Annotated in this window: 22 protein-coding genes; 9 read left to right on the forward strand and 13 right to left on the reverse strand. The window is 72.9% G+C overall.

The genetic code is table 11. From position 1 onward, the window contains the following. Positions 1–2 precede the first annotated feature (2 nt). Positions 3–1052, forward strand: coding sequence for a hypothetical protein (locus ACIBAD_RS14005; protein ID WP_398906636.1), 1050 nt, complete (start codon positions 3–5; stop codon positions 1050–1052). Here ACIBAD_RS14005 and mmuM read toward each other — a convergent pair. Next, positions 1031–1966, reverse strand: a complete 936-nt coding sequence (gene mmuM, locus ACIBAD_RS14010) for a homocysteine S-methyltransferase (protein ID WP_398906638.1) — start codon at positions 1964–1966, stop codon at positions 1031–1033. The genes ACIBAD_RS14005 and mmuM overlap by 22 nt on opposite strands. Before the next feature lie 16 nt (positions 1967–1982). Next, positions 1983–2906 (reverse strand): LLM class F420-dependent oxidoreductase, encoded by a 924-nt coding sequence (locus ACIBAD_RS14015; protein ID WP_134070432.1) that lies wholly within the window; start codon positions 2904–2906, stop codon positions 1983–1985. Between the two features lie 203 nt (positions 2907–3109). Here ACIBAD_RS14015 and ACIBAD_RS14020 point away from each other — a divergent pair, with 203 nt between their 5' ends. Beyond that, positions 3110–3376 (forward strand): hypothetical protein, encoded by a 267-nt coding sequence (locus ACIBAD_RS14020; RefSeq protein WP_398906641.1) that lies wholly within the window; start codon positions 3110–3112, stop codon positions 3374–3376. Between the two features lie 75 nt (positions 3377–3451). On the opposite strand, the gene ACIBAD_RS14025 is transcribed toward ACIBAD_RS14020, so the two are convergent. From ACIBAD_RS14025 to ACIBAD_RS14040, 4 genes are all read right to left on the reverse strand, one after another. Continuing rightward, positions 3452–3937, reverse strand: coding sequence for a DUF6099 family protein (locus tag ACIBAD_RS14025; protein WP_398906643.1), 486 nt, complete (start codon positions 3935–3937; stop codon positions 3452–3454). Between the two features lie 123 nt (positions 3938–4060). Then, complete coding sequence (locus tag ACIBAD_RS14030; RefSeq protein ID WP_398906645.1) at positions 4061–4456, reverse strand: nucleotide pyrophosphohydrolase; 396 nt, start codon at positions 4454–4456, stop codon at positions 4061–4063. Further along, positions 4453–5712, reverse strand: a complete 1260-nt coding sequence (locus ACIBAD_RS14035; protein ID WP_398906647.1) for an ATP-binding protein — start codon at positions 5710–5712, stop codon at positions 4453–4455. Before ACIBAD_RS14035 ends, ACIBAD_RS14030 begins: the two co-directional genes overlap by 4 nt. Positions 5713–5779: 67 nt before the next feature. Beyond that, a complete protein-coding gene (locus tag ACIBAD_RS14040; protein ID WP_053691438.1) occupies positions 5780–6175 on the reverse strand; it encodes a cell division protein SepF in 396 nt (131 codons plus the stop codon). Between the two features lie 162 nt (positions 6176–6337). Between ACIBAD_RS14040 and ACIBAD_RS14045 the strand changes: the two genes are divergently transcribed. Both ACIBAD_RS14045 and ACIBAD_RS14050 read left to right on the forward strand, forming a co-directional pair. After that, positions 6338–7051, forward strand: coding sequence for a DUF2470 domain-containing protein (locus ACIBAD_RS14045; RefSeq protein ID WP_398906649.1), 714 nt, complete (start codon positions 6338–6340; stop codon positions 7049–7051). A gap of 47 nt (positions 7052–7098) precedes the next feature. Beyond that, on the forward strand, positions 7099–8019 hold the full coding sequence (locus ACIBAD_RS14050) for an NADP-dependent oxidoreductase (RefSeq protein ID WP_134070442.1): 921 nt from the start codon (positions 7099–7101) through the stop codon (positions 8017–8019). Positions 8020–8066: 47 nt separating this feature from the next. On the opposite strand, the gene ACIBAD_RS14055 is transcribed toward ACIBAD_RS14050, so the two are convergent. Genes ACIBAD_RS14055 through ACIBAD_RS14080 form a run of 6 tightly spaced genes read right to left on the reverse strand, consistent with a single transcriptional unit; the run spans position 8067 to position 13967 of the window. Then, on the reverse strand, positions 8067–9413 hold the full coding sequence (locus ACIBAD_RS14055; protein WP_134070444.1) for an LLM class flavin-dependent oxidoreductase: 1347 nt from the start codon (positions 9411–9413) through the stop codon (positions 8067–8069). Positions 9414–9445: 32 nt separating this feature from the next. Next, entirely contained in the window at positions 9446–10501 is a 1056-nt protein-coding gene (locus ACIBAD_RS14060; protein ID WP_398906652.1) for an ABC transporter permease, read from the reverse strand. Continuing rightward, positions 10498–11343 (reverse strand): ABC transporter ATP-binding protein, encoded by an 846-nt coding sequence (locus ACIBAD_RS14065; protein WP_398906654.1) that lies wholly within the window; start codon positions 11341–11343, stop codon positions 10498–10500. The genes ACIBAD_RS14060 and ACIBAD_RS14065 overlap by 4 nt, the downstream gene beginning before the upstream one ends. A gap of 5 nt (positions 11344–11348) precedes the next feature. Further along, the gene (locus ACIBAD_RS14070) at positions 11349–12380 is read right to left on the reverse strand and encodes an ABC transporter substrate-binding protein (RefSeq protein ID WP_398906656.1); all 1032 of its coding nucleotides are present in this window, start codon (positions 12378–12380) and stop codon (positions 11349–11351) included. Between the two features lie 37 nt (positions 12381–12417). After that, positions 12418–12984, reverse strand: a complete 567-nt coding sequence (ssuE, locus tag ACIBAD_RS14075) for an NADPH-dependent FMN reductase (RefSeq protein ID WP_134070451.1) — start codon at positions 12982–12984, stop codon at positions 12418–12420. 44 nt (positions 12985–13028) lie between these two features. Further along, positions 13029–13967, reverse strand: a complete 939-nt coding sequence (locus ACIBAD_RS14080; RefSeq protein WP_398906659.1) for a TauD/TfdA dioxygenase family protein — start codon at positions 13965–13967, stop codon at positions 13029–13031. 968 nt (positions 13968–14935) lie between these two features. Here ACIBAD_RS14080 and ACIBAD_RS14085 point away from each other — a divergent pair. From ACIBAD_RS14085 to meaB, 3 genes are read left to right on the forward strand one after another with little or no spacing between them, the layout of a single operon-like run. After that, complete coding sequence (locus ACIBAD_RS14085; protein ID WP_398906661.1) at positions 14936–16831, forward strand: methylmalonyl-CoA mutase family protein; 1896 nt, start codon at positions 14936–14938, stop codon at positions 16829–16831. Next, the gene (gene scpA / locus ACIBAD_RS14090) at positions 16828–19014 is read left to right on the forward strand and encodes a methylmalonyl-CoA mutase (protein WP_398906663.1); all 2187 of its coding nucleotides are present in this window, start codon (positions 16828–16830) and stop codon (positions 19012–19014) included. The genes ACIBAD_RS14085 and scpA overlap by 4 nt, the downstream gene beginning before the upstream one ends. 10 nt (positions 19015–19024) lie before the next feature. Continuing rightward, entirely contained in the window at positions 19025–20008 is a 984-nt protein-coding gene (gene meaB, locus ACIBAD_RS14095) for a methylmalonyl Co-A mutase-associated GTPase MeaB (RefSeq protein WP_134070455.1), read from the forward strand. A 76-nt stretch (positions 20009–20084) separates the two neighbouring features. On the opposite strand, the gene ACIBAD_RS14100 is transcribed toward meaB, so the two are convergent. Next, positions 20085–21086, reverse strand: coding sequence for an asparaginase (locus ACIBAD_RS14100; protein ID WP_134070457.1), 1002 nt, complete (start codon positions 21084–21086; stop codon positions 20085–20087). A 131-nt stretch (positions 21087–21217) separates the two neighbouring features. Here ACIBAD_RS14100 and ACIBAD_RS14105 point away from each other — a divergent pair, with 131 nt between their 5' ends. Continuing rightward, positions 21218–21667, forward strand: a complete 450-nt coding sequence (locus tag ACIBAD_RS14105) for an Lrp/AsnC family transcriptional regulator (protein ID WP_134070459.1) — start codon at positions 21218–21220, stop codon at positions 21665–21667. Between the two features lie 347 nt (positions 21668–22014). Continuing rightward, entirely contained in the window at positions 22015–23697 is a 1683-nt protein-coding gene (locus ACIBAD_RS14110) for an SWIM zinc finger domain-containing protein (protein WP_398906667.1), read from the forward strand. Positions 23698–23791: the final 94 nt, after the last annotated feature.

The raw sequence follows: 23791 nt of genomic DNA on the forward strand, positions 1-23791 counted from the left end.
CCATGCCCGCGCCCGTCCGCCGCTGGTGGCAGCATCCCGCCCTGATCGTCGCCCTGCTCGTCGTGCTCCCGCCCGCGGGTATCGCTCTCGCCTGGACGAGCCGGTGGGGGCAGGCCAAGAAGGTCGTCGCGACGGTTCTCGCCGGGCTGTGGTTCCTCACGCCCTTCCTGGGCGACCCGCCGGAGAAGGCCGAGGCCGACTCCAAGCCGGCCGCTCTCGCGTCCGCCCCGCCCAGTGCGAGCCCCGGTCGGGCCGAGCCTCCCGCCCTCGTCGGCCGGAACCTCAAGGAGGCGAGGGCCATGGCGCTCGCCGCCGGATTCGGCGTGCTCTCGCACGACGCCTCCGAGGGCAACGCCGCCCAAGTGGCCGAGGAAGACTGGAAGGTGTGCTTCCAGAGCGTGCTCACCGAGAAGGCCGGTGCGATACCCGCGCTCGACTTCGGTGTGGTCCGCACCGGCGCCGCGTGTCCCGCGAAGGACGGGGATCCGATCCCCCGTCCGAAGATGCCCAGGGTCGTCGGTCTGGCCTTCGCCGGGGCCTCGGAGACGCTCAGGCCGATCGGCTTCCAGAAGATCGAGCCGCAGAGCGCGTTCACGGACGTCACCCTGCCCGCAGCCGTGGACGACTGGGTCGTCTGCTTCCAGGAGCCCGAAGAGGGCAGGGAGGTCAGCGCGCCCGGTACCGCCTCCGCCTCCCTGAAGCTCGCGTCGCCCGGGACCGCCTGCCCGAGTGCGCCGAACACCCGGCTCCACCCCGAGCCGGCGCCGACCCATGGGGACGACGACTCCGGCAGCACGGCATCGGGCGGGTCCTCTTCCGGCGGGTCCTCTTCCGGCGGATCGACATCCGGGGGATCGTCCTCTGGTGGGTCCTCCTCCGGGGGGTCCTCCTCCGGGGGGTCGTCCTCTTCCGGGGGGTCCGACAGCGGAGGCTCGGGCGCGGGCGCCGTGACGCCCGGAGCGTTCTGCTCCCCGGCCGGGGCGACCGGCGTCAGCAAGAAGGGCGTCGCCTACACCTGCCAGGGTCCCGGTCAGCCCCGCTGGCGCCGCTGACCGGTTCCGCTCCCCGAGTCCCCGGCGGCCAGTTCGGCGATGTCGGACGGGCCGATGCGGCAGCAGCCGCCCAGCAGGCGGGCGCCCGCGGTGCGCCAGGCTTCGACGGGCCAGGGGGCGGGGTGGGGCGGGGCGTGCCAGGTGGCGGTGGGCGCGTCCCAGACGGAGCCGTCGTTGGGGTAGGCCAGGAGCGGTCCGGCGGTGACGGAAGCGGCCGCCTCCAGGGCGGGCAGTACGTCCGCCGGATCGCAGCAGTTGACGCCGACCGCGATGATCTCCGGGGTTTCGGCCGCGAGGGCGAAGGCCTCGGGGAGTGGCTGGCCGGCGCGGGTGCGGTCGCCGGCCACGGTGTAGCTCAGCCAGGCGGCCGCCCCCGTGCCGGCGAGGACGCCGAGGAGGGCTTCGGCCTCCTCGGCGTCCGGGATGGTCTCCAGGGCCAGGACATCGGCGCCCGCCGCGAGCAGCGCCTCCATGCGGGGGCGGTGGAAGGCGGCGAGCTCGCGCACGCTCAGCCCGTACCGCCCGCGGTACTCGGAGCCGTCCGCGCGCACCGCCCCGTACGGGCCGACCGAGGCGGCGACCCAGACCTCGTGGTCGGCGGCCTCGGCCGCCCGGGCGGCCAGCGTGACGCTGCGGTGCAGCAGGGCGGTGGTCTCGGCCCGGTCGTGGCCCTGCGCGGCGAAGGCCTCGTACCCGACCTGGTAGCTGGCGGTGATCAGCACCTCGGCCCCGGCCCGCGCGTACGCCGCGTGCGCGGCCTCCACCTGGTCCGGCCGCTCGGCGAGCACCCGGCCGGACCAGAGTCCGCCGGACAGGTCGCAGCCCTGGTCGGCGAGCTGGTTGCTGAGCCCCCCGTCCAGGAGCACGACCCTGTGGGCCAGGGCTTCGGCGAGCGGGCCGGATGCTCGGGGCACGGTTCCTCCGCCTCCCTCAGCCGAGCTGGGACAGCACGTGGGCCGAGATCAGCTCCAGGTGGTCCAGGTCGTCGAGGTCGAGCAGCTGGAGGTAGACGCGGGAGCTGCCGACGGCCGCGTAGGCGCCGATCTTCTCCACGACCTCCGCCGGGGAGCCGGCCAGGCCGTTGGCCTTGAGCTCGTCCACGTCGCGGCCGATCGCGGCGGCCCGGCGGGCGACCTCGGCGTCGTCCTTGCCGACGCACACCACCAGGGCGTTGGAGTAGACGAGGTCGTCGGCCCCCCGCCCGGCCTCCTCGGCGGCCCGGCGCACCCGGCCGAACTGCCGCTCGCTGTCCGCGATCGACGCGAACGGCATGTTGAACTCGTCCGCGTACCGCGCGGCGAGGCGCGGGGTGCGCTTCGCGCCGTGGCCGCCGATGAGCACGGGCACCTTGGCCTGGGCCGGCTTGGGCAGCGCCGGGGACTTCTCCACCTGGTAGTGGGTACCCGCGTAGTCGAACGTGGCGCCGGGTTCGGTCGCCCACAGCCCGGTGACGATGGCCAGCTGTTCCTCCAGCCGGGCCATCCGCTCCGCCGGGAACGGGATGCCGTACGCCTTGTGCTCCTCTTCGAACCAGCCTGCGCCCAGGCCCAGTTCGATCCGGCCGCCGGACATCTGGTCGACCTGCGCCACCTGGATGGCGAGCACGCCGGGCAGCCGGAAGGTGCCGGCCGTCATCAGCGTGCCGAGCCGGATCCGCCGCGTCTCCCGGGCCAGGCCCGCGAGGGTGATCCAGGCGTCGGTGGGCCCCGGCAGGCCGTCCGCCGACCCCATCTTCAGGTAGTGGTCGGACCGGAAGAACGCGTCGAAGCCCAGGTCCTCGGTGGCCTTCGCGACGGTCAGGAGGGTGTCGTAGCTCGCGCCCTGCTGGGGCTCGGTGAAAATACGGAGATCCATGGCTCCCATCCTGCCTCGCCCACCCCTGCAGGGTGAATATGCGTCAACCGGACGGTCCACCCCGGGCACGGCCAGTGACCGGCCCGGATGGGGATCGTTGGCTCGGACGGAGCCGGACCGCCCGGCCCGCGCGCCGGCGGCCCTCCGCCGACGCGTCCACCGCCCCCTTCCGCCTTGGAAGGGCCAGGGCCGAGGAGGCCGCCATGTCCCACGAGTCCGTGCCCGAGCACACCGGACAAACCGGACAGGCAGCATACGACCATGCACATCAGGAGTCCGCGGCGGCCGCCCAGGGCGGCGCACCGAAGGGCTTGCTCCAGCAGATGGAAGAGCTGATGGCAGCGCTGAACGCCGACCTGTCGCAGCTCGACGCCGACCTCCAGTCCTCCACGGACCGCGCCCCCGGCGCGCCGCTGACCCCGGGCAGCCGTACCCCCGAGGGCGAGCGGCCGTCCCACCGGTCGCAGTGACCGCGCCGGTCGGATGACCGTGCGGGTCCCGTCGCGCGCGGCGGGACCCCCGATTCCGCTCGCACCGTTCTCCCGTCAGGCCACGCCGGAGGCGGAGCCCCGCTCGCGGACCGTCAGCCTGCGCAGGACGGCCCGGACCCGGTCGCTCGACTCGTCGGCCGCGTCTATGGACTCTATGCACTGCCAGTACAGGCCCTCGTCGTCCGTCGCGCAGGCCACCCCGACCAGGGCTATTCCCACTTCGCCGAACAGCGCTTGCAGTCCGAGCAGGGCTTGGCGCACATCCGCCACCCCGGTCAGCTGCGCGGCTCTCGGCGGATAGTCGGGCGCGACGCCCTCTGCGCTCAGGGCCGATCTGTCGAGCACCCCGCAGCCTCTGCTCCCCGCTTCACCCAGTCCCCGCGCCTCCGATCTCAGCTCCGGCGGCCCCGCGACCGCCAGCCAGCTCCCGATCCCCTGGGTGAGCGCCTGGGCCTGCCAGGCCTCGCCCACGATGTCCATCGCCGCCCCGCTCTGTGCCAGCGCGTGCCGGCCGGCCGCGATGAGCCGTACCGCATCCATATGCCGTCCCCCGTCCGCACGACATCCGCCATCCTCACCACTACCCAGAGTGAGGGCAATGGGCCAGTAAAGCCAGGGGTATTCGGAAATCTGTGGACACAAACATGATTGCGGACGACGCCATCACTCCGAAGAGTGACAATTCGATGTCGGGGGCCCTGTCACCGGGAAGCGGAGCTCGTTCCTCTCGATCTTCGCGGCGAGCGCATCCAGCACATCCACCCCGAGAACCTCACAGAATTGCAGCAGATACGCCAGCACGTCGGCCACCTCATCGGCCACGCGGTGCGCGGTTTCCGGCTTCTCCATGACCTTCGCCGACTGTTCCGGCGTCAGCCACTGGAAGATCTCGACCAGTTCGGACGCTTCCACGCTCAGCGCCACGGCCAGGTTCTTGGGCGTGTGGTACGGCTCCCAGCCCCGGGCGGCGGCGAACTCGGCCAGCCGCCGCTGCAGTTGGTGCAGCCGCTCGCGCGGCCGCGGCTCGTCCCCGTGCTGTACGTCCCGCTCATCGCTCATGGCGTCAGGTCTACCACCGTCACCCCCGGGGTCACGCGGGCGGCCGCGGCCGCCGCCTCACCCACCGCCGCGAGCAGCCGGACATGGCCGCGGCCGCAGGACAGCAGGGCCAGCCGCAGCAGTTCGGCTCCCTGCTGCCGGTCAAGATCGCGGTCGAAGCCGTCGGCGAGGACGGTCAGGGCCTGCCGGGCGGAGAGCAGTTCGGCGGCCGGGTCCATGGCGAGCACCCCCGGGCCGGTCAGCAGGACCAGTGCCAGCGCGAGGAAGCGGAGCTCGCCCGCGCCGAGCCGGCCCAGTTCCGTGGCGGGCCCGGAGCGGCCCCGGTCCAGCACCGCCGTGACCGGGCCGTGCGCGGGAGCCCGTACGTCCAGCCCCTCCACCGGGCCCGCGCAGCCGGTCCGCGCCGCCGCGGCGAGCAGCGCGTGGCGGGTGCCGCATTCGTCGCGGGTCCGGCGCAGCACATCGGCGAGGTTGGCGCAGTCGCCGAGCAGCCGGCCCTCGCCCGGCGGGGCGGGTGCGCGCATCCGGTCGGGGCGCGGGTCGCAGGGGAACACCGAGCGCAGCGCCACCACCACCTGCTCGGCCGCCGCGAGCACCCGGCGCTGCCCGGCCGTGGAACCGGCGACGCGCAGCGGGAGGAGGGCGGTGCCGAGCCGGTCGTCGGGCAGCGGCGCCCGGGTGACGCCGACGGCCCCGCCGGTCAGCCAGGAGGCCTGCACGGAGCTCCGGCCGGGGTCGCGCAGGGCGGTGCCGAGCAGGATCTGCCCGTCCGCCGCGAGCCGTTCGCCGACGATCCGGAGCGTGGGCTCGGCCTGGACGGCGAGGTCGAGGCGGACCGGCCCGGCGGGGCCGTCGACGGTGCAGCCGATGCGGAAGCCGCGCCGCCCCTGGCCGTCGGGCACGGCCCGGTCGGGGATCCGGGCCAGCGGATCGGGGAACGCCTCCTCCAGGGTGGCCCCGGCCCCGAGCCCGGCCAGGGCCTCGTAGGCGGCCAGCACCTGGGACTTGCCGCTGCCGCTGGGCCCGGTGAGGAAGGTCACGGGCTCCAGCGGGAAGACGGCGCCGCGGTGCCTGCCGAACGCGGAGAGCCGCAACTCGGTGACGACGGGCCGATGGTGCACGACGGCGGGCGGCAGCGCACGGTCCACCGGCACGGCGGCGGCGGGTGGGAGCCCGTCGTCGGCAACGGCGGCGGATGACCCGGCACGGGCGGGGGTCGGGGCCCCCGGCGCGGTTAAGTCCAAAGAGGCGTCCATGCGCCGGACGGTACGGGCCGCCGGGCCCCCGGTGGGCGCGGCGAACCGTTCCGTCCCGGCGACCTTCCTACGATCGGGGGACGGCGGCGGCCGCGATTCCCTCGACCTCGGTCCCGACGGGCGCCAGCAGGAACACGTTCCGGTCGACCCGGTGCATTCCGCTGCCCAGCCCGAAGACCACGCCACTGCTGAAGTCGAGGATCCGCTTGGCGACTTCGCTGTCGGCGCCGGTGAGGTCGAGCAGCACGGGGATCTGCGCGATCAGGTACTCGGCCACCTCCCGCGCGTCGGCGAAGACCTGGACCCGGATCACCACGAAGCGCCGCTGCTCCGCCGCGGACGCCCCCGGCGCCGTGGGGATCGTGCGGTGGTCCACCCGGGAGGGCCACTCGTTGCGACTGCGCAGGGGGACCACCTGCGCGAGCCCCTCCCACTGTTCGTCCGTGACGTCGTACCTGCTCACCGGGCCGCCTCGGCCGTGCGCTTCATGTGCATCCCCCCATCCTCTCGTGTTTCACCCGTTCAGCCCAACAACGACACGAGCGACACGGGCTGCCGCCACAGAAGCGAATAGGTTAGGTTAGGCAAACCTAAGTACCCGCCCAGGACGATGGAGAGATCCCGCATGCGCATGCCCGGTGCCGCCCCCGCCACCCCGGCCGCCGGCCGGCCCGCCGATGCCGAGCGGGTACGGTCCGTCCTGGCCGCCGCCCACTCCATGACCGTGGTCACCGACGGGCTCAGCAGCGAGGTCCGCCACCTCGACGGCTCGGACCCGATGGGCCGGCTGCACCTGCACCCCGCCGAGCCCGGCGGCGAATCCGGGTACCGGCCGTCCATCCGGCTGGAGTTCACGGACATCGCCCCCACCCCCGTACGGGACCGGGTGCGCGCCCGCGTCACGATCACCGGCCGCCTGCTGACGCCCTACACGGACGAAGGCTCCGACTCCACCTGCGTGGAGTTCGGCCGGGCCGTCCTGGAGACCGGCGAGGGCCGCACCTGCGTCGGCCTCGAAGAGCTCGACGCGGCCCGCCCCGACCCCCTCGCTCCGTTCGAGGCCGGCATGCTCACGCACCTCTTCGACGACCACGCCGGGCTCGTCACGCTCCTCCTGCGCCTGGTCCGGCCGCTGCCCGCCGCCGCGATCGTCCGCGTACTGCCGCTCGCCGTGGACCGGTACGGGATCACCCTGCGTCTGGAGCTGCACCGCGGCCACCGCGACGTACGGCTGCCGTTCCCCTCTCCGCTGGAGGACGCCGAGCAGTCCGGGGTGCAGATCCAGGCCCTGTTCAGCGCGGCCCGGCGGCGCTCGCACCGCAACAGCCTGCCCGCGTGAGGGTTCGTACGGGAATAGCTCCCCCGGTGGTCCCGTTGGGGACGATCATGAAGGCAATCACGTACGACGCATACGGAACTTCCCAGAACCTCAAGCTCGTTGACGTAGCGCCGCCCAAGGTCGGCCCGGGCGAGGTGCTGGTCCGGGTCAAGGCCGCCGGTGTCAACCCGGTCGACTGGAAACTCGCCGCCGGATACCTCGACCCCATCCTCGAAGTCCGCCACCCCGTCATACCCGGCTGGGACGTGGCCGGAGTCGTCGAGGCCGTGGGCCCCGACACCTTCGACCACGCCGTCGGCGACGAGGTGTACGGGTACGTCCGCAAGGAGTGGGTCGAGCTCGGCACCTACGCCGAACTCGTCTCGGCCCCCGTGCGGACCCTGGCCCGCAAGCCCGCCGCCCTGACCTTCGAGCAGGCCGCGGGCCTCCCGCTGGCCGGCCTCACCGCCTACCAGTCCCTCACCCGCGCGGGCCTCAAGGCCGGCGAGACCGTCGTCATCCACTCCGCGGCGGGCGGCACCGGCTCCTTCGGCGTGCAGATCGCCGTCGCGCTCGGCCTGCGCGTCATCGGCACGGCCGGCGCGCACAACCACGACTACCTGCGCTCGCTCGGCGCCGAACCCGTCCTGTACGGGGAGGGCCTGGCGGACCGGATCCGCGCGCTCGCCCCCGAAGGCATCGACGCCGGGCTGGACTTCTTCGGGGACGGCGCCGTCGACATCCTCCAGTCGCTCGTCAAGGAACGCGACCGGGTGGTCTCCATCGCCGACTACGAGGCCGCCGCCAAGGGCGCGCACCAGCTGTGGGTGCGCCCGGACTCGGCCGACCTGGCATTCCTGGCGGAGCTCGCCGACGCGGGCAAGCTCACGGTCAACGTGGAGCACGCGCTGCCGCTCGCCGAGGCCGCGAAGGCCTGGGAGCTCAGCGCGGCGGGCCGCACCCGCGGCAAGATCGTCCTCACCGTCTGACGGCACGCGGCAGCCGCCGGAGCACGGGGCTCCGGCGGCCCGCGGACTCAGCCGGCGGCGGTGGCCGTTGCGGCCTGCGCGTACCGGTTCGCCGGGCGCGCGAGGCCGTAGTTCTCGCGCAGGGTCGCTCCCGTGTACTCGGTACGGAACAGGCCGCGCCGCTGGAGGATCGGCACGACGTGGTCGACGAAGTCGGTGAGGCCGGTCGGCAGCACGGGCGCCATGACGTTGAACCCGTCGGCGGCGCCCTGGGTGAACCACTCCTCCAGCTGGTCGGCGATCTGCTCGGGCGTGCCGGCGAAGACGCGGTGGCCGCGGCCGGCGCCGAGGCGGGCGATCAGGTCGCGCAGGCTGAGGCCGTCGCGGCGGGCCAGTTCGGCGACGAGGGTGAAGCGGCTCTTGTTGCCGTTGATGTCCCGCTCCTCGGGAAGCTCGGGCAGCGGGCCGTCGAGGGGCAGGCCCGTCAGGTCTGTGCCGAGCATGCCGGAGAGCTGGGCGAGCCCGTACTCCGGCACCTGGAGGTCGGTGAGCTGCTGCTCCAGGGCCTTGGCCTCGGCCTCGGTGGAGCCGATGACGGGGGCGATGCCGGGCAGGACGAGCAGGTCGGATTCGGCCCGGCCGTACTTCGCCAGGCGCGACTTGAGGTCCTTGTAGAAGGTCTGACCGTCGGCGAGGGTCTGCTGGGCGGTGAAGACGGCCTCGGCGTACTGCGCGGCGAACTCCTTGCCGTCCTCGGAGGAGCCCGCCTGCACGAGCAGCGGGTGGCCCTGCGGGGAGCGGGGCACGTTGAGCGGGCCGGCGACGCCGAAGTACGTACCGCGGTGGGCGGCGGGGTGGAGCTTGTCGGTGTCGGCGTAGATGCCGCGCTCCCTGTCGAGGACGACCGCGTCGTCCTCCCAGCTGTCCCAGAGCTTGGTGGCGACGTCGAGGAACTCCCGGGCGCGGTCGTAGCGGAGGCCGTGTTCGAGGTGCTCGTCCTGGCCGAAGTTGCGGGCCTCGTCGACGGTGCCCGAGGTGACGATGTTCCAGCCGGCGCGGCCGTTGCTGATGTGGTCGAGGGAGGCGAACTTGCGGGCGAGGTGGAACGGCTCGTTGAAGGTGGTGGAGACGGTGGCGATGAGCCCGATGTGCTCGGTGACGGCGGCGATGGCGGAGAGCAGGGTGAGCGGCTCGAACCCGCCGAGGGCGTTGTAGCGGGCCTTGCCCCAGAGGGCGAGCCCGTCCGCGAAGAAGATCGAGTCGAGCAGCCCCCGCTCGGCGGTCTGCGCCAGCTCCTGGAAGTACCGCAGGTCGGTGACCCGCTCGGGACTGCTGTCGGGATGGCGCCAGGCGGCGTCGTGGTGCCCGGCGTTCATGAGGAACGCGTTCAGGTGGAGGGTCCGGCGTGCGGTCATGGTGGTGTTCCTCGGGGTGGGAGAGACGGGTGTCAGGCGGGGACGCGCCAGAGGCTGAGACGGCGTTCGACGGTGACGAGGAGCTGGTTGAAGGCGACGCCGATGGCCGAGATGGTGACGATGCCCGCGTACATCTCCGGGATCGCGAAGTTGAACTGCGAGGCGTTGATCAGGTAGCCGAGACCCGCCTTGGCGCCGATCATCTCGGCGGCCACGAGGACGAGGATCGAGACGGCCCCGGCCAGCCGGATGCCGGTGAAGACGGCCGGTACGGAGGCCGGCAGGATCACCTTCTGGAACAGCCTCGGCGTGGACAGGTCCATGGACCGGGCGAGTCGGACCAGGGTCGGATCGGCGTTGCCGACGGCGCTGATGGTGTTCAGCAGGATCGGCCAGACGCAGGCGTAGACGACGATGGACACCTTCGAGGTCTCGCCGATGCCGAGCAGCAGCACGAACACCGGCAGCAGCGCGAGGGCCGCGGTGTTGCGGAACACCTCCAGCAGCGGGCCGAGCAGCACCGCGACGGGGCGGTACCAGCCGATCAGCAGGCCGAGCGGGACCGCGACGACGACGGCGATGCCGAAGCCGCCGAAGGAGCGGACCAGGCTGGCCTGCGTGTGCTCGGCGAGCTGGCCGTTGCCCGCCAGTTCCCACCAGGCCGCCGCGACCTCGCTGACCGGCGGGAGGAAGGTGGGGTCCACCAGGCCGAGCCGGGGCGCCGCCTCCCAGAGCGCGAGCAGGGCGACGATCGCCGCCGAGCGGAGCGCCGCCGCGCGCAGCCACCGGGCGACGGCGCGCAATGCGGCCGGTGCAGCCGGAGCCGGGGCGGGGGCGGACGGGGCGGGGGCGGGATCCCGTACCAGCGCGGGTTCGCGTACCGGCGCGGGTTCGCGTACCGGCGCGGGTTCGCGTACCGGCGCGGGTTCGCGTACCGGCGCGGGTTCGCGTACCGCTGCCGGTTCGCCTGCCGCTGCCGGTTCCCTTGCCGGCGCGGGTTCCCGTACGGGCGCGGGCGCGCGGGTGTGCGCCCCGCTCTCGGGACCCGCCTCGGCCGCGGTGCTCTTCGTATCGGTTCCGGTGCTCATACGGTGGCCTCCTCCTTCTCCAGTTGCTGGGCGCGGGCCACCTCGTCGTGGAGCAGGGTCCAGATCTCGTGGCGGTAGCGGGCGAATTCCGGGCTGGAGCGCAGCTCCTCCCCGCCGGCGCCGGTGGCCCGGTCGCCGAAGGAGACGGGGACGGCCTCCTTGATCCGGCCGGGGCGGGAGGTCATCACGGCCACCCGCTGCCCGAGGTACACGGCCTCCTCGATCCCGTGCGTGATGAACACGACGGTCTTGCCGGTGCGCTGCCAGATGCGGCGCAGCTCGTCCTGGAGGGACTCACGGGTCTGCGCGTCGAGCGCGGCGAACGGCTCGTCCATCAGCAGGACGTCCGGGTCGTAGGCCAGGGACCGGGCGATGGCCACGCGCTGGCGCATCCCTCCGGACAGCTCGTGCGGGTGGCGGTCCTCGAAGCCGGTGAGGCCGACGAGGTCCAGGAACTCCCGGGCCCGTTCCGCGCGTTCGCGGCGGGGGACGCCGGTTGCCTCCAGCCCGAACTCGATGTTGCCGAGCGCGGTGCGCCAGGGCAGCAGGGCGTACTGCTGGAAGACGATGCCCCGGTCCAGGCCGGGTCCGGTGACCGGCTCGCCGTCGAGCAGGATCCGGCCGGAGGTGGGCCGGGTCAGGCCGCCCAGCAGGTCGAGGAGGGTGGACTTGCCGCAGCCGCTGGGGCCGACGACCACCACGAACTCCCCGGCCCCGATCTCCAGGTCCACGCCGTCGAGGGCGGTGAAGCTGCCGCCGTCGGCGCCGGCCCCGGCCCTCCTGGCCTTGGCCTGCTTCCTCGGGAAGGTCTTCGTCACGGCCTCGAACACGATCTTCGCCATGGCGCTCAGCCCTTCCCCTGGTCGTTGAACTCGTTCGTGTACAGGTCGGCGGCGTTCAGCTGGCCCTTCTTGACCTCGCCGCGCTCACCGAGCCAGTCGATCCACAGCTGGAACTCCTTGTCGGCGATCCGGCCGCCGGTCTCGGCCACCCCGAACGAGCGCCAGTACCGGAGAGTGGAGGTGTCCTCGTTGCGGCCGCGCTTCTTGACGATCTCGGTCATCCGGGCGATGACCTCCTCGCGCGGGGTGGTCCGGGACCATTCGATGGCCTTGGCGACGCCGGTCGTGAAGGTCCGCACGGTGTCGGGGTTCTCCTTGATGAACCGCCGGGTCATCACGTACGACCCGGCGCTGAAGGCGCCCAGCAGCTCGAAGTCCTTGAACAGCGGGCGGATGCCGCCGGTGGCGAGGGCCTTGTCCCGCAGGACGCCGCTGAGCACCCCGACCTCGATCTGCTTCTGGCGCAGCGCCTGTTCGGTGTTGACGGGCGGGACGACGAGGGACTCGACCTTCGCGGCGTCGGCCTTGGAGAGGCCGTTGCGCTCCAGGTAGATGTCCAGCAGGGCCTGGGCGTGGGCGCCCAGGGTGTTCATGCCGACCTTCTTGCCGATCAGGTCGCGGGGCGAGCGGATCGGGCTGTCCTCCAGGACGTAGTAGCCGAGGTAGGTGTCCTGGTCGGAGCCGTAGTAGGAGATGACGGACTGGATCTGGGCCTTGCTCGCGGCGAGTTTGACGATGGCTCCGTTGAAGGCTCCGCCGAAGTGGGTCTGGCCGGTGGCCGCGGACTGGATGTCCTGGGGTCCGCTGATGGTGTTGCCGACCCAGTCGAGGGTCAGGCCTCCCAGGTAGCCGAGGTCCGCGGCCAGTTCGGGGAGCAGGACGGCGCCGACGGCGCCCTGGTACTTGAGGGACGTGACCTGCTTGCCGGATCCGCCGGAGGCGGTGGCCGTGCCGCAGCTCACCGCGGCCGCCGAGATGCCGAGCAGGGCGAGGAACTGGCGTCGGGAGGTGGAGGTGGAGGTGAGGGCTGCGGGCATGGGGCGTCCTTGTCGGGAATCGGGGGTTTCGGGGCCGCTACGGGGCGGTCGTCGCGAAGGGGGCGGCGGCGGGGGCTTGGGCGTTCAGTGCGTCGGCGAACTCGTCGACGGCCTGGAAGAGGTCCAGCTCCGCCTCGGGCCGCAGCCGGTCGGGGCCGGCCCCGCGCTCCACGGAGGAGTCCAGGACGAACCGGCCGGCGGTGACGTGCCGGGCTCCGAGCGCGGCGAGCACCGGGCGCAGGGCGTAGTCGAGGGTCAGTACGTGGGCGAGGCTGCCGCCCGTGGCGATCGGCAGCACCGTCTTCCCGGCCAGCCCGTCCTGCGGGAGCAGGTCGAGGAAGGCCTTGAGGAGGCCGGTGTACGAGGCCTTGTAGACCGGGGTCGCGACGATGATCCCGTCGGCCTCCGCGACGGCTTCCAGGGCCCGGCGGATCTCGGGCTCGCCGCGGCGGGCCGAGAGGAGGTCGGCGGCGGGGAGCTCCCGTACGGCGATGTGGGCGGTGCCGAACCCGGCGTGGGCGAGCCGGCGCAGCACGTGGTCGGCGACGACGGCGGTACGGGAGTGCGGGGAGGGGCTGCCGGTGAGGGCGAGCAGGGTGGGCACGGTGCCTCCTGGGGCGTCGTACGGGCGGGGCAGGCGGGTCGGGGTCAGGCGGTGGCGGACGCGCCCGAGGGGATGCCGAAGGACGGGTCGGGGACGGTCTCCGGGCTGATCAGGCGCGACGGCACCCCGTCCGGGCCGACGGGTACGTCGCCGTCGACCGTCACGCGGCGCAGGGTGCGCTCGTGGTCGTCGGAGTCGTCGACGCCGTAGTGCTGGGTGGCCCGGTTGTCCCAGATCGCGACGTCGCCGGCTCGCCACTGCCAGCGGACGGTGTTCTCGGGACGCTCGATGTGCGACTGGAAGAGGTCGACCAGCGCCCGGGAGTCCTGACCGGTCAGGCCCTCGATCCGCTGGACGAAGTTGCCGAGGAGCAGGGTGCGTTCGCCGGTCTCGGGGTGGACCCGGACGACGGGGTGCTCGGTGCGGAACTTCGTGGAGGTGAACACCTCGCGGTACTGGGCGAGGGCCTCGGGGAGCGCGTCGGGCTTGAGGGCGGCGTAGTCGTACTCGTTGGTGTGAACGGCGCGCAGGCCGTCGGCGAGGACGCGGAGCGGTTCGGGGAGGTGGGCGTACGCGGCGGCGGTGTTGGCCCAGAGGGTGTTGCCGCCGTACGGGGGGACGGTGACGGCGCGCAGGATGGAGAAGGCGGGGTAGGCGGGGACGAAGGTGACGTCGGTGTGCCACTGGTTGGCGCGGGCGCCGTGGTGGGAGTCGATGCCGAGGGCGTAACGGCCGTCGGCGGAGGGCACGGTGGGGTGGGCGACGGGCGTGCCGAGCAGGCCGGCGAAGGCTTCGTGGCCGGCCTCGTCGAGGTGGTCCTGGTCGCGGAAGAAGACGACCTTGTGGGCGAGGAGGGCGGCCCGGACCTCGGCGACGACCTCGTCCGGAAGCCCGCCCCCCAGCCGCACACCCCCGATCTCGGCGCCGATCCGGCCGCCGATCCGGGTGACGACGGGCTGCTGGGTGCGGGTGGCGGTGCTCATGGGAACTCCTTCGGGTCGGTTTTGGCAGCGGACGGCCGCGGGGCCGCGCCGGGGCGCGGAACGGGTACGGGGCGCCGGCCGGAGGGGAAGATCCGGCCTGCGGGCAGGGCTTGCCGACGGTCCGCGGGACGGGGAGGTGCTGGGCGTGTGACCGCGAGACGGCCGCCGTGGGCCGCGCATCGGGTCGGCCCGGGGCCGGGTCGGCCTCGGGTCAGGCGGCCGGAGGCTGGTGGGCCGGAGGCCGAGCGGGGTTCGGGCCGGTCGGCCGGGCCGGGCAGGCGGACGGCCGGGGTCTGGCCGGCCGGGCAGGCGGACGGCCGGGGTCTGGCCGGCCGGCCGCGGAGGAGCCGGCCGGGAGCCGGGCCGTGCCGGGTCGGAGTGGGACCGACGGCCGGTCCGGCGGGAGGCCGAACGGTCATCGGGCAGGACCCGGGGCGGCGCTCAGGCGCGGCGCGGGGCCTGACAGCGGCTCGGACACGCACCCGGCGCGGTACAGGAGCCGGGGGTGTGGAACCGCGGGGCGAGAAGCTCGAACGCGGACATGGCTCGGAGCCTGGCAGCGACTGCGGGACGGGTCAAGACCCGCCCGACACGCCGAAACAAACCCTGCCGGGATCCCCCGCCCACTCCGTCACGCAGCCTCTGACCTGGTATTTCACCCGTACCTGCAGGCACCACCCATCGCCCTCGGAACGGCCGAAAGCAGTGGCCGGATTTCACGCCCCCGCAACGCGACCGCCACGCACCCGCCCGACCGCACGCCTGGGGGCCGAAGTCACCCGCAGGGGTCGGGGGCGGCTCGGCCCCGCCGGGCAGCCGCGGTAGCGGAGTCCGCCGGCCTCCCCCAGCCGAACACTGAGCCGCCGCCCGGGACGCTCTTTCGTGACCCGACCCCTCTCACATGAGAGGGGGAGATCACATCCGGTGGTTATAGTCGTTCACAAGGCCACCCCCCTAGCATTCGAGCCATGACGGTCCTGCCTGATGACGGGCTCTCCTTGGCCGCCGAGTTCCCTGACGCGACGCATGAGCAGTGGCAGCGCCTGGTAGAGGGCGTTCTACGCAAGTCCGGCAAGGACGTATCCGGCGAAGCCGCAGAAGACGCGTTGTCCACGAAGCTCGAAGACGGGCTCACCACCCGCCCGCTGTACACCGCGCCCGAAACGGCCGAAGAGACCGGGTTCCCCGGTTTCGCACCGTTCATACGGGGCGGCAGCCCCGCCGGCGGTGCCGCCGCCGGCTGGGGCGTACGTCAGCGGTACGTCGGAAATGACCCCGTACGGGTGAACGAGGCCGTTCTCACCGACCTGGAGAACGGGGTCACCTCCCTCTGGCTTTCCCTGGGCGGCGGCCCCGGCGGGCTCCCCGTGGACGCGCTCCCCCGCGCCCTCGACGGCGTCTACCTCGACCTGGCTCCCGTCTCCCTCGACGCCGGAGCCGAATACGCCGACGCCGCCCGCGCCTTGCTGCGCCTGTACGCCGAGCGGCAGGTGGCCCCCGAGGCCGCCCGGGCGAGCCTCGGCGCCGACCCCCTCGGCCATGAGGCCCGTACGGGCGAGGTCCTGGACCTCACCGACGCCGTAGGCCTCGCCCGGGAGGCCGTAGCGCACTGGCCCGGCGTCCGCGCCCTCCTCGTCGATGCGCTGCCGTACCACGAGGCCGGCGGCTCGGCCGCCGAGGAGCTCGGCCTGTCGCTGGCCACCGGGGTCGCGTACCTGCGCGCTCTGACGGAGGGCGCCCCCGCGGACGGCGCCCCCGCCACCGGAGCCCTGGCCGTGGACGCCGCCCTCGGCCAGCTGGAGTTCCGCTACGCGGCGACCGCCGACCAGTTCCTCACCATCGCGAAGTTCCGGGCCGCGCGCCGCCTGTGGGCCCGCGTCGCCGAGGCCTGCGGGGCCCCCGACGCGGGCGCCCAGCGCCAGCACGCCGTCACCTCGCCCGTGATGATGACCCGCCGCGATCCGTGGGTGAACATGCTGCGCACCACCGTCGCCTGCATGGCGGCGGGCGTCGGCGGGGCCGACTCGGTCACCGTGCTCCCCTTCGACCACGAGCTGGGCCTTCCGGACGCCTTCGCGCGCCGCATCGCCCGCAACACCTCCACCATCCTGCTGGAGGAGTCGCACCTGGCCCGCGTCATCGACCCGGCCGGCGGCTCGTACTACGTGGAGCAGCTCACCGACGAACTCGCGCACGCCGGCTGGGAGTTCTTCCAGACGATCGAGAAGGCCGGCGGCCTGGCCGCCGCCCTGCGCTCCGGACTGGTCGCCGACCGGCTGGCCGCCACCTGGGCCGAGCGCTCCAAGAGGCTCGCCAAGCGCCGTGAACCCATCACGGGAGTCAGCGAGTTCCCGCTGCTCTCGGAGAAGCCCCTCGACCGCGAGCCCGCCCCGGCGGGCCCCACGGGCGGGCTGCCGCGCGTACGGCGCGACGAGGCGTACGAGGCGCTGCGCGCCCGCAGCGACGCGCACCTGGCCGCGACGGGGAACCGTCCGCGGATCTTCCTCGCCGCGCTGGGACCCGCGGCGGCGCACACCGCGCGCGCCACCTTCGCCGCGAACCTGTTCCAGGCGGGCGGCATCACACCGGTCCACGACCCGGTGTCGGTCGACCCGGCGACGGCCGCCGAGGCCTACGCCGCGAGCGGCGCGGACGGCATGGCCGTGCTGTGCTCCAGCGACCCGCTGTACGAGGAGCAGGCCGAGGCGGTGGCCGCGGCCCTGCGCGCGGCCGGCGCGACGACCGTGTTCCTCGCGGGCAAGCCCGGCACCTCGGCCGGCGCCGTGGACGAGTACGTCTTCGCGGGCTGCGACGCGGTCGCCGTGCTGTCCTCCGTACTCGACCGGATGGGAGTCTCCCTGTGAGCATCCCCGATTTCTCCGAACTCGCGCTGGGCGGCGGCGCCGCCGCGGCCGGGTCCGAGGACCAGTGGCGCGCGGCGGTGAAGGAGTCCACCGGGACCGCCGCCGGCGACCTGCTGTGGGAGACCCCCGAGGGCATCGGGGTGAAGCCGCTGTACACGGGCCGGGACCTGGAGGGGCTGGACTTCCTCCGGACCTACCCGGGCGTGGCCCCGTACCTGCGCGGCCCGTACCCGACCATGTACGTCAACCAGCCCTGGACGATCCGGCAGTACGCGGGCTTCTCCACGGCCGAGGAGTCGAACGCCTTCTACCGGCGCAACCTCGCGGCAGGCCAGAAGGGCCTGTCGATCGCCTTCGACCTGCCCACGCACCGCGGCTACGACAGCGACCACCCGCGCGTCACGGGCGACGTCGGCATGGCGGGCGTCGCGATCGACTCGATCTACGACATGCGGCAGCTGTTCGACGGCATTCCGCTGGACAAGATGACGGTGTCGATGACGATGAACGGCGCGGTGCTGCCGATCCTCGCCCTCTACATCGTGGCGGCGGAGGAGCAGGGCGTCTCGCCCGACAAGCTCGCCGGGACCATCCAGAACGACATCCTCAAAGAGTTCATGGTCCGCAACACCTACATCTATCCGCCCAAGCCCTCGATGCGGATCATCTCCGACATCTTCTCGTTCACCTCGCAGAAGATGCCGCGGTACAACTCCATCTCGATCTCCGGCTACCACATCCAGGAGGCCGGGGCCACGGCCGACCTGGAGCTCGCGTACACGCTCGCCGACGGCGTGGAGTACCTGCGCGCAGGTCAGGGCGCCGGGCTGGACGTGGACGCGTTCGCGCCGCGCCTGTCGTTCTTCTGGGCGATCGGCATGAACTTCTTCATGGAGGTCGCGAAGCTGCGCGCCGCCCGCCTGCTGTGGGCGCGCCTCGTCAAGCAGTTCGACCCGAAGAACGCGAAGTCGCTCTCGCTGCGCACGCATTCGCAGACCTCGGGCTGGTCGCTGACGGCACAGGACGTGTTCAACAACGTCACGCGTACGTGCATCGAGGCGATGGCGGCGACCCAGGGGCACACCCAGTCGCTGCACACCAACGCCCTCGACGAGGCGCTCGCGCTGCCGACGGACTTCTCGGCGCGCATCGCCCGCAACACCCAGCTGCTGCTTCAGCAGGAGTCGGGGACCTGCCGCTCGATCGACCCGTGGGGCGGCAGCGCGTACGTCGAGAAGCTGACGTACGACCTGGCGCGCCGTGCCTGGCAGCACATCCAGGAGGTCGAGGCGGCCGGCGGCATGGCGCAGGCCATCGACGCGGGCATCCCGAAGCTGCGCGTGGAGGAGGCCGCGGCCCGTACGCAGGCGCGGATCGACTCGGGGCGCCAGCCGGTGATCGGCGTGAACAAGTACCGGGTGGAGAACGACGAGCAGATCGACGTGCTCAAGGTCGACAACTCCTCGGTGCGCTCGCAGCAGATCGAGAAGCTGCGGCGGCTGCGCGAGGAGCGCGACGAGGCGGTCACGCAGGACGCGCTGCGGGCGCTGACGAACGCCGCCGATCGCGCGGACGGGAACCTGCTCGCGCTGGCGGTGGACGCGGCGCGCGCCAAGGCGACCGTGGGTGAGATCTCGGACGCACTGGAGAAGGTGTACGGGCGGCACGCGAGCCAGATCCGTACGATCTCGGGTGTGTACCGCACCGAAGCAGGCGAGTCCCCGAACGTGGAGCGCACGCGTGCGCTGGTCGACCGGTTCGAGGAGGCGGAGGGCCGCCGTCCGCGTGTCCTGGTCGCCAAGATGGGCCAGGACGGGCACGACCGCGGCCAGAAGGTGATCGCGACCGCCTTCGCCGACCTGGGCTTCGACGTGGACGTCGGCCCGCTGTTCCAGACCCCGGCGGAGGTGGCCCGCCAGGCCGTCGAGGCGGACGTCCACGTGGTGGGCGTGTCGTCGCTGGCGGCCGGCCACCTGACCCTCGTACCGGCGCTGCGCGAGCAGTTGGCGGAGGAGGGGCGCGAGGACATCATGATCGTGGTGGGCGGCGTGATCCCGCCGGCCGACGTGCCGACGCTGCTGGAGATGGGCGCGGCGGCGGTGTTCCCGCCCGGCACGGTGATCCCGGACGCGGCCCACGACCTGGTGACGCGGCTGGCCGCGGATCTGGGCCACGAGCTGTAGGGCGCTGCCGATGCCTCCGAAGATCGAGATCGAGGCCTACGCGAAGGGAGTCCTCGACGGGAAGCGCGCGTTCATCGCGCGCGCCATCACTCTCGTCGAGTCCACCCTGCCCGCTCACCGCGCCCTGGCGCAGCGGCTGTTGACGGAACTGCTCCCCCACACGGGGCGGGCGCGCCGGATCGGGATCAGCGGCGTGCCAGGGGTCGGCAAGTCCACGTTCATCGACGCGTTCGGCACGATGCTGACGGGCCTGGGCCACCGGGTCGCGGTCCTGGCGGTGGACCCCTCCTCCACCCGTACGGGCGGCTCGATCCTGGGCGACAAGACGAGGATGGAGCGCCTGGCGGTGGACCCGGCGGCGTTCGTCCGCCCGTCCCCTTCGGCGGGGACGCTGGGCGGGGTCGCGAAGGCCACCCGGGAATCCATGATCGTCATGGAGGCGGCGGGCTACGACGTGGTCCTGGTGGAGACGGTCGGCGTGGGCCAGTCGGAGACGACGGTCGCCGGCATGGTGGACTCCTTCCTCCTGCTCTCCCTGGCCCGCACGGGGGATCAGCTGCAGGGCATCAAGAAGGGCGTGCTGGAGCTGGCGGACGTCCTGGCGGTGAACAAGGCGGACGGCCCGCACGAGCGCGACGCGAAGGCGGCGGCGCGGGAGCTGTCGGGCGCCCTGCGCCTGATGCATCCGGCCGACGCGGCCTGGACCCCGCCCGTACTCACGTGCAGCGCGCGGGAGTCGGCGGGCCTGGACGAGGTGTGGAACCGCCTGGAGCAGCACCGCCGGCTGCTGGACGCGGGCGGCCGGCTGGCCGCGAAGCGGGCCGACCAGCAGGTGGAGTGGACCTGGTCGATGGTCCGCGAAGAGCTCCTGGAGCGCCTGCGCGCCAACCCCTCCGTACGCGACCTGGCCCCGTCCCTGGAGGCTGCGGTCCGCGCGGGCACCGTCACCCCCACCTCGGCGGCGGACAGCATCCTGTCGGCGTTCGCCAACTGAACCTCACGCGTACGGCCGCACCCCCAGGGAGTGCGGCCGTACGCGTACCCCGGCGTCCGGGGCGGGTCGGAGCGGGTCAGACTTCGATCAGGGCCGCGTCCTGGGTGCCCAGCGCGCGGGCCAGGACGCGGGTCTGCTCCGCCGGGTCCGTGGTGGCCAGCAGGGCCGAGAGGACCGCGATGCGGGCCTGGCCGGCGCGGAGGGTGCCCGTGGGGACGGCGCCCGCGGCGACCAGGTCCACGGCGCCGCCGTGCGTGTAGATCTCGGTGACCGGGCCGGCCGGGACCCGCGTGGTCAGCGCCACCAGCACGCCCCGCGCGACGGCGGCCTCCACCGCGTCCACGATCTCCGGCGTCGCGTTCCCCGCGCCGGTGCCGATCAGGACGATGCCCCGGGCCCCCGCCGCGAGCGCGGCGTTCAGCAGTACCGGGTCCCCGTCGGCGTGGTGCATCACGACGTCCACCCGCGGCGGCACCTCCGGCATCGCCGGCAGCGGCAGCGGCTCCGGGCGCTGCGGGGTGCGCAACATCGTGACCTTGCCGAAGCCGATCTTCCCGAGCAGTTCCTTCGAAGGGTCGGCGAACGCGTCCAGCGCCACCGCCTGGGTCTTCACCGTGCCGCGGGCCGCGTGCACCCGCCCGCCGAAGGCGATCAGCACGCCGAGCCCCCGGGTGTTCGCCGCGGTGAGCAGGGCGTCGTAGAGGTTGCCCGGGCCGTCCCCGTCGGCCGTGCCCATCGGGCGCTGCGCGCCGGTGAAGACGACGGTGCGCGGGTCGTGGTGGTGCAGGTCGACGAGGAACGCCGACTCCTCCAGGGTGTCCGTGCCGTGCGTGACGACGATGCCGTCGACGTCCGGATCGGCGAGCACCTCGTGCACGGTGCGCAGCAGGGTGAGCTGGTGGGCGGTGGTCAGCCGCGGGCTGTTCACGCTGAACAGGTCCACCACCTCGACGGTGATGTCCTCGGGCAGCGGCGCGGTGGCCATGACCTCGCGCCCGTCGGCGTCGGCCGCGAAACCGGAACCCTGCCAGCGGCTGGCTATCGTGCCGCCGGTGCTGATGACGACGATCCGTCCCATGGCCACCCTTCCATTCACTCGTACGCAGGTCGCACACACGTACCCAAAGCAGCAATGATAGAGCGATATGAGCGCAATGTGATTGCGTCTTCCACCCGGCGAACCCCTGGAGCATGGGGGATGATTGCGCAATGGATGAGATCGACCGTGAAATCTTGCGCGAGCTGCAGGCCGACGGCCGGCTCAGCAACCAGGAGCTGGCCCAGCGCGTCGGCTTGACCCCCTCCCCCTGCATGCGTCGCGTACGCCAGCTCGAACAGGACGGGGTGATCCAGGGCTACCGAGCGGTGATCTCCCCGGAGGCGGTCGACCGGGGCTTCGAGGTCCTCGTCTCGGTCGAGGTGCGCCGCGACCGGGAGGCGGTCGAGGCCTTCGAGGCCGCCCTCCAGGACATCCCGGACGTGATCGAGGCCTACCGCCTCTTCGGCAGCCCCGGCTGCCTGCTCCGGATCGCGGTCGCGGACCTCCGCGCGTACGAGCGCCTCTGGATCGAGAAACTGACGGCCCTCACCGGCATCACCGAGGTCAACTCCCAGATCATCATGAAGCGCATCAAGGAACCGACGGGCCTGCCCGTCTGAGCGCTGAGCTCGACCCCGGGCGCACCGGCCCCGGCGAAGAAAGCAGCACACGGGCCGGGACTGCACTGGCTGCGGGCGGCGGCCGGTGGCCTGGCGCAGCGGCCGCTCGGACAGGGCCACGAAGAAGAACCCGGTCCTCCACCCTCCGCCCGAGCCGCTGTGGTGGGTCGACGCGGCGATCCCCCTGGCCCTCCCCGAGCCACTGTTCATGGGCGGTCCCCCGGCCGCGGCCATGGAGAGGTACGCCTCCGGGAACCGGCCGAAGAGCCGACGGTCGCCATTCACCCGTACTGGTGCTCTTCACGAACCCTCTACTCAGGTGCCCCCGATCCCGTTGAATGGGGGCCATGAGCAACGCGCTGGGATTCGGAAGGGACGATCTGCGGCGACTGGCTGGGGCTCGGTCGTTCGAGCGCGGCCTCGGATACCTGTCCTGTGTATCCGCTCTGGAGATCGGAGAGAGGACGATCACCGCGACCGTCGACGGCACCGATGTCTACGGGGTCGAGCTGACGGAGCACGAGGGCGGCCTCACCGGGTGGTGCAGCTGCCCGTACGGGCAGGAAGGCAACTTCTGCAAGCATTGCGTGGCCGTGGGTCTGGCCGTCCTGCAGCAATCGGAGTCGGTACCGAAGCAGCGCGCAGCCGCCACATCACGCGTGCGACAGCTCACCACATGGCTGGAGACCCGCAGCCGGGACGAACTCCTGGCCCTGGTGAAGGAGCACATCGCAGCCGACCACGACCTGCGCCGTCGGCTGGAACTGCGGGCATCCGCCGCCGGCGACGACCCCAGCGCCGTACGGGAGCGCATCCTGGCTCTGCTCGATACGCGGCCCTTCGCCCAGTACGGCTACGTCGAGTACGCGGACGCCCGTTCCTACGGGCTCCAGGCCGCAGAGGCGGTATCCGCACTGCGCACGCTGACGGAGACCGGGAGGGCGACGGACGTCGTGGGGCTGGCACGGTCCGCGATCGAAGCGCTCGCCCGGACGTACGGGGAGATCGACGACTCGGACGGGGTCATCGGCGATGTGGCGGACGGACTGGCCGCAGCCCACCTGGAGGCCTGCCTCGTCGCCCACCCCGATCCGGCCCAGACCGCCGACTGGCTGGTGGACCATCTCCTGAGCGACCTGAGCGACGCCACAGGCGTCCTCCTGCCCGAATACGCGGACGTCCTGAAGGCGGCGGGCTTGTCACGGGCGCACGAACGGGCCGCGGCGGCCCTACGCGAGAACCCCGAGGACTGGGCCGCGAAAGACCTCATGGACCAACTGCTGCGCATGGAGGGCAGTGTGGACGCGCTGATCGCCCTCCACGCTGCGGACCTAGCCCCGTCGGGCGCCACCCACCTGCTGATCGCCCAGGAGCTGGAGCGAGCGGGCCGCCCGGCCGAAGCCCTGGACTGGGCGGAGCGCGGCCTCCGCGAGGCTGAACCCGACCACGGCCCGGATCCGCACCTGGTGGACTTCGCGTGCGAGCGCTACATCCGGGCCGGCCGCTCGTCCGACGTCGTGCAGATCCGCCGTGAGGTGCTACTCCGCCGCCGCTCCCTGACCGCGTACCAGCACCTGCGTACGGCAGCCCGTGCGGCCGGCTGCTGGGAGGAGGCCGAGCGGACTCGGGCACTGGACGCGCTCCGCGCGGATGCCCGGCCCGGCGAGAACGTCGGGCACCCGGGCTCTGCCCTGGTCGACGCCTTGCTGGACGACGGCGACTTCGACGCAGCCTGGGATGCGGCCACCGAAGGCTACGCCGACGGCAGCCAATGGCTCATCCTCGCGGACCGCACCCGGGACCACCGCCCCGCAGACGCCCTGGCCGTGTACCTCCGACTGATCGGCCCGCTCCTCACCCGCACCGGCGACGCCACCTACGAGCGCCTGACGGAGCTACTCCTCAGCGCCCGCGCCTGCCACCGCGCTCTGGACACGGAGTACGAGTTCGCCACTTACATGACCACGTTGCGCACAGCCCAGAAACGCAAGCGCAAACTGACGGCGCTGCTCGACCGTCACGGCCTCTAGCTCCGCACGACCCGGGCCGCTGTCCGCGGGCCGGGCAGACGCCCGCACTCTCTGTTCACAGCGCCGCGGCCGCACCCACGGGGGCCGCCGCGAG

Origin of the sequence: Streptomyces sp. NPDC051109 (assembly GCF_044455885.1) — a bacterium.
In the GTDB taxonomy this organism is placed as follows: domain Bacteria; phylum Actinomycetota; class Actinomycetes; order Streptomycetales; family Streptomycetaceae; genus Streptomyces.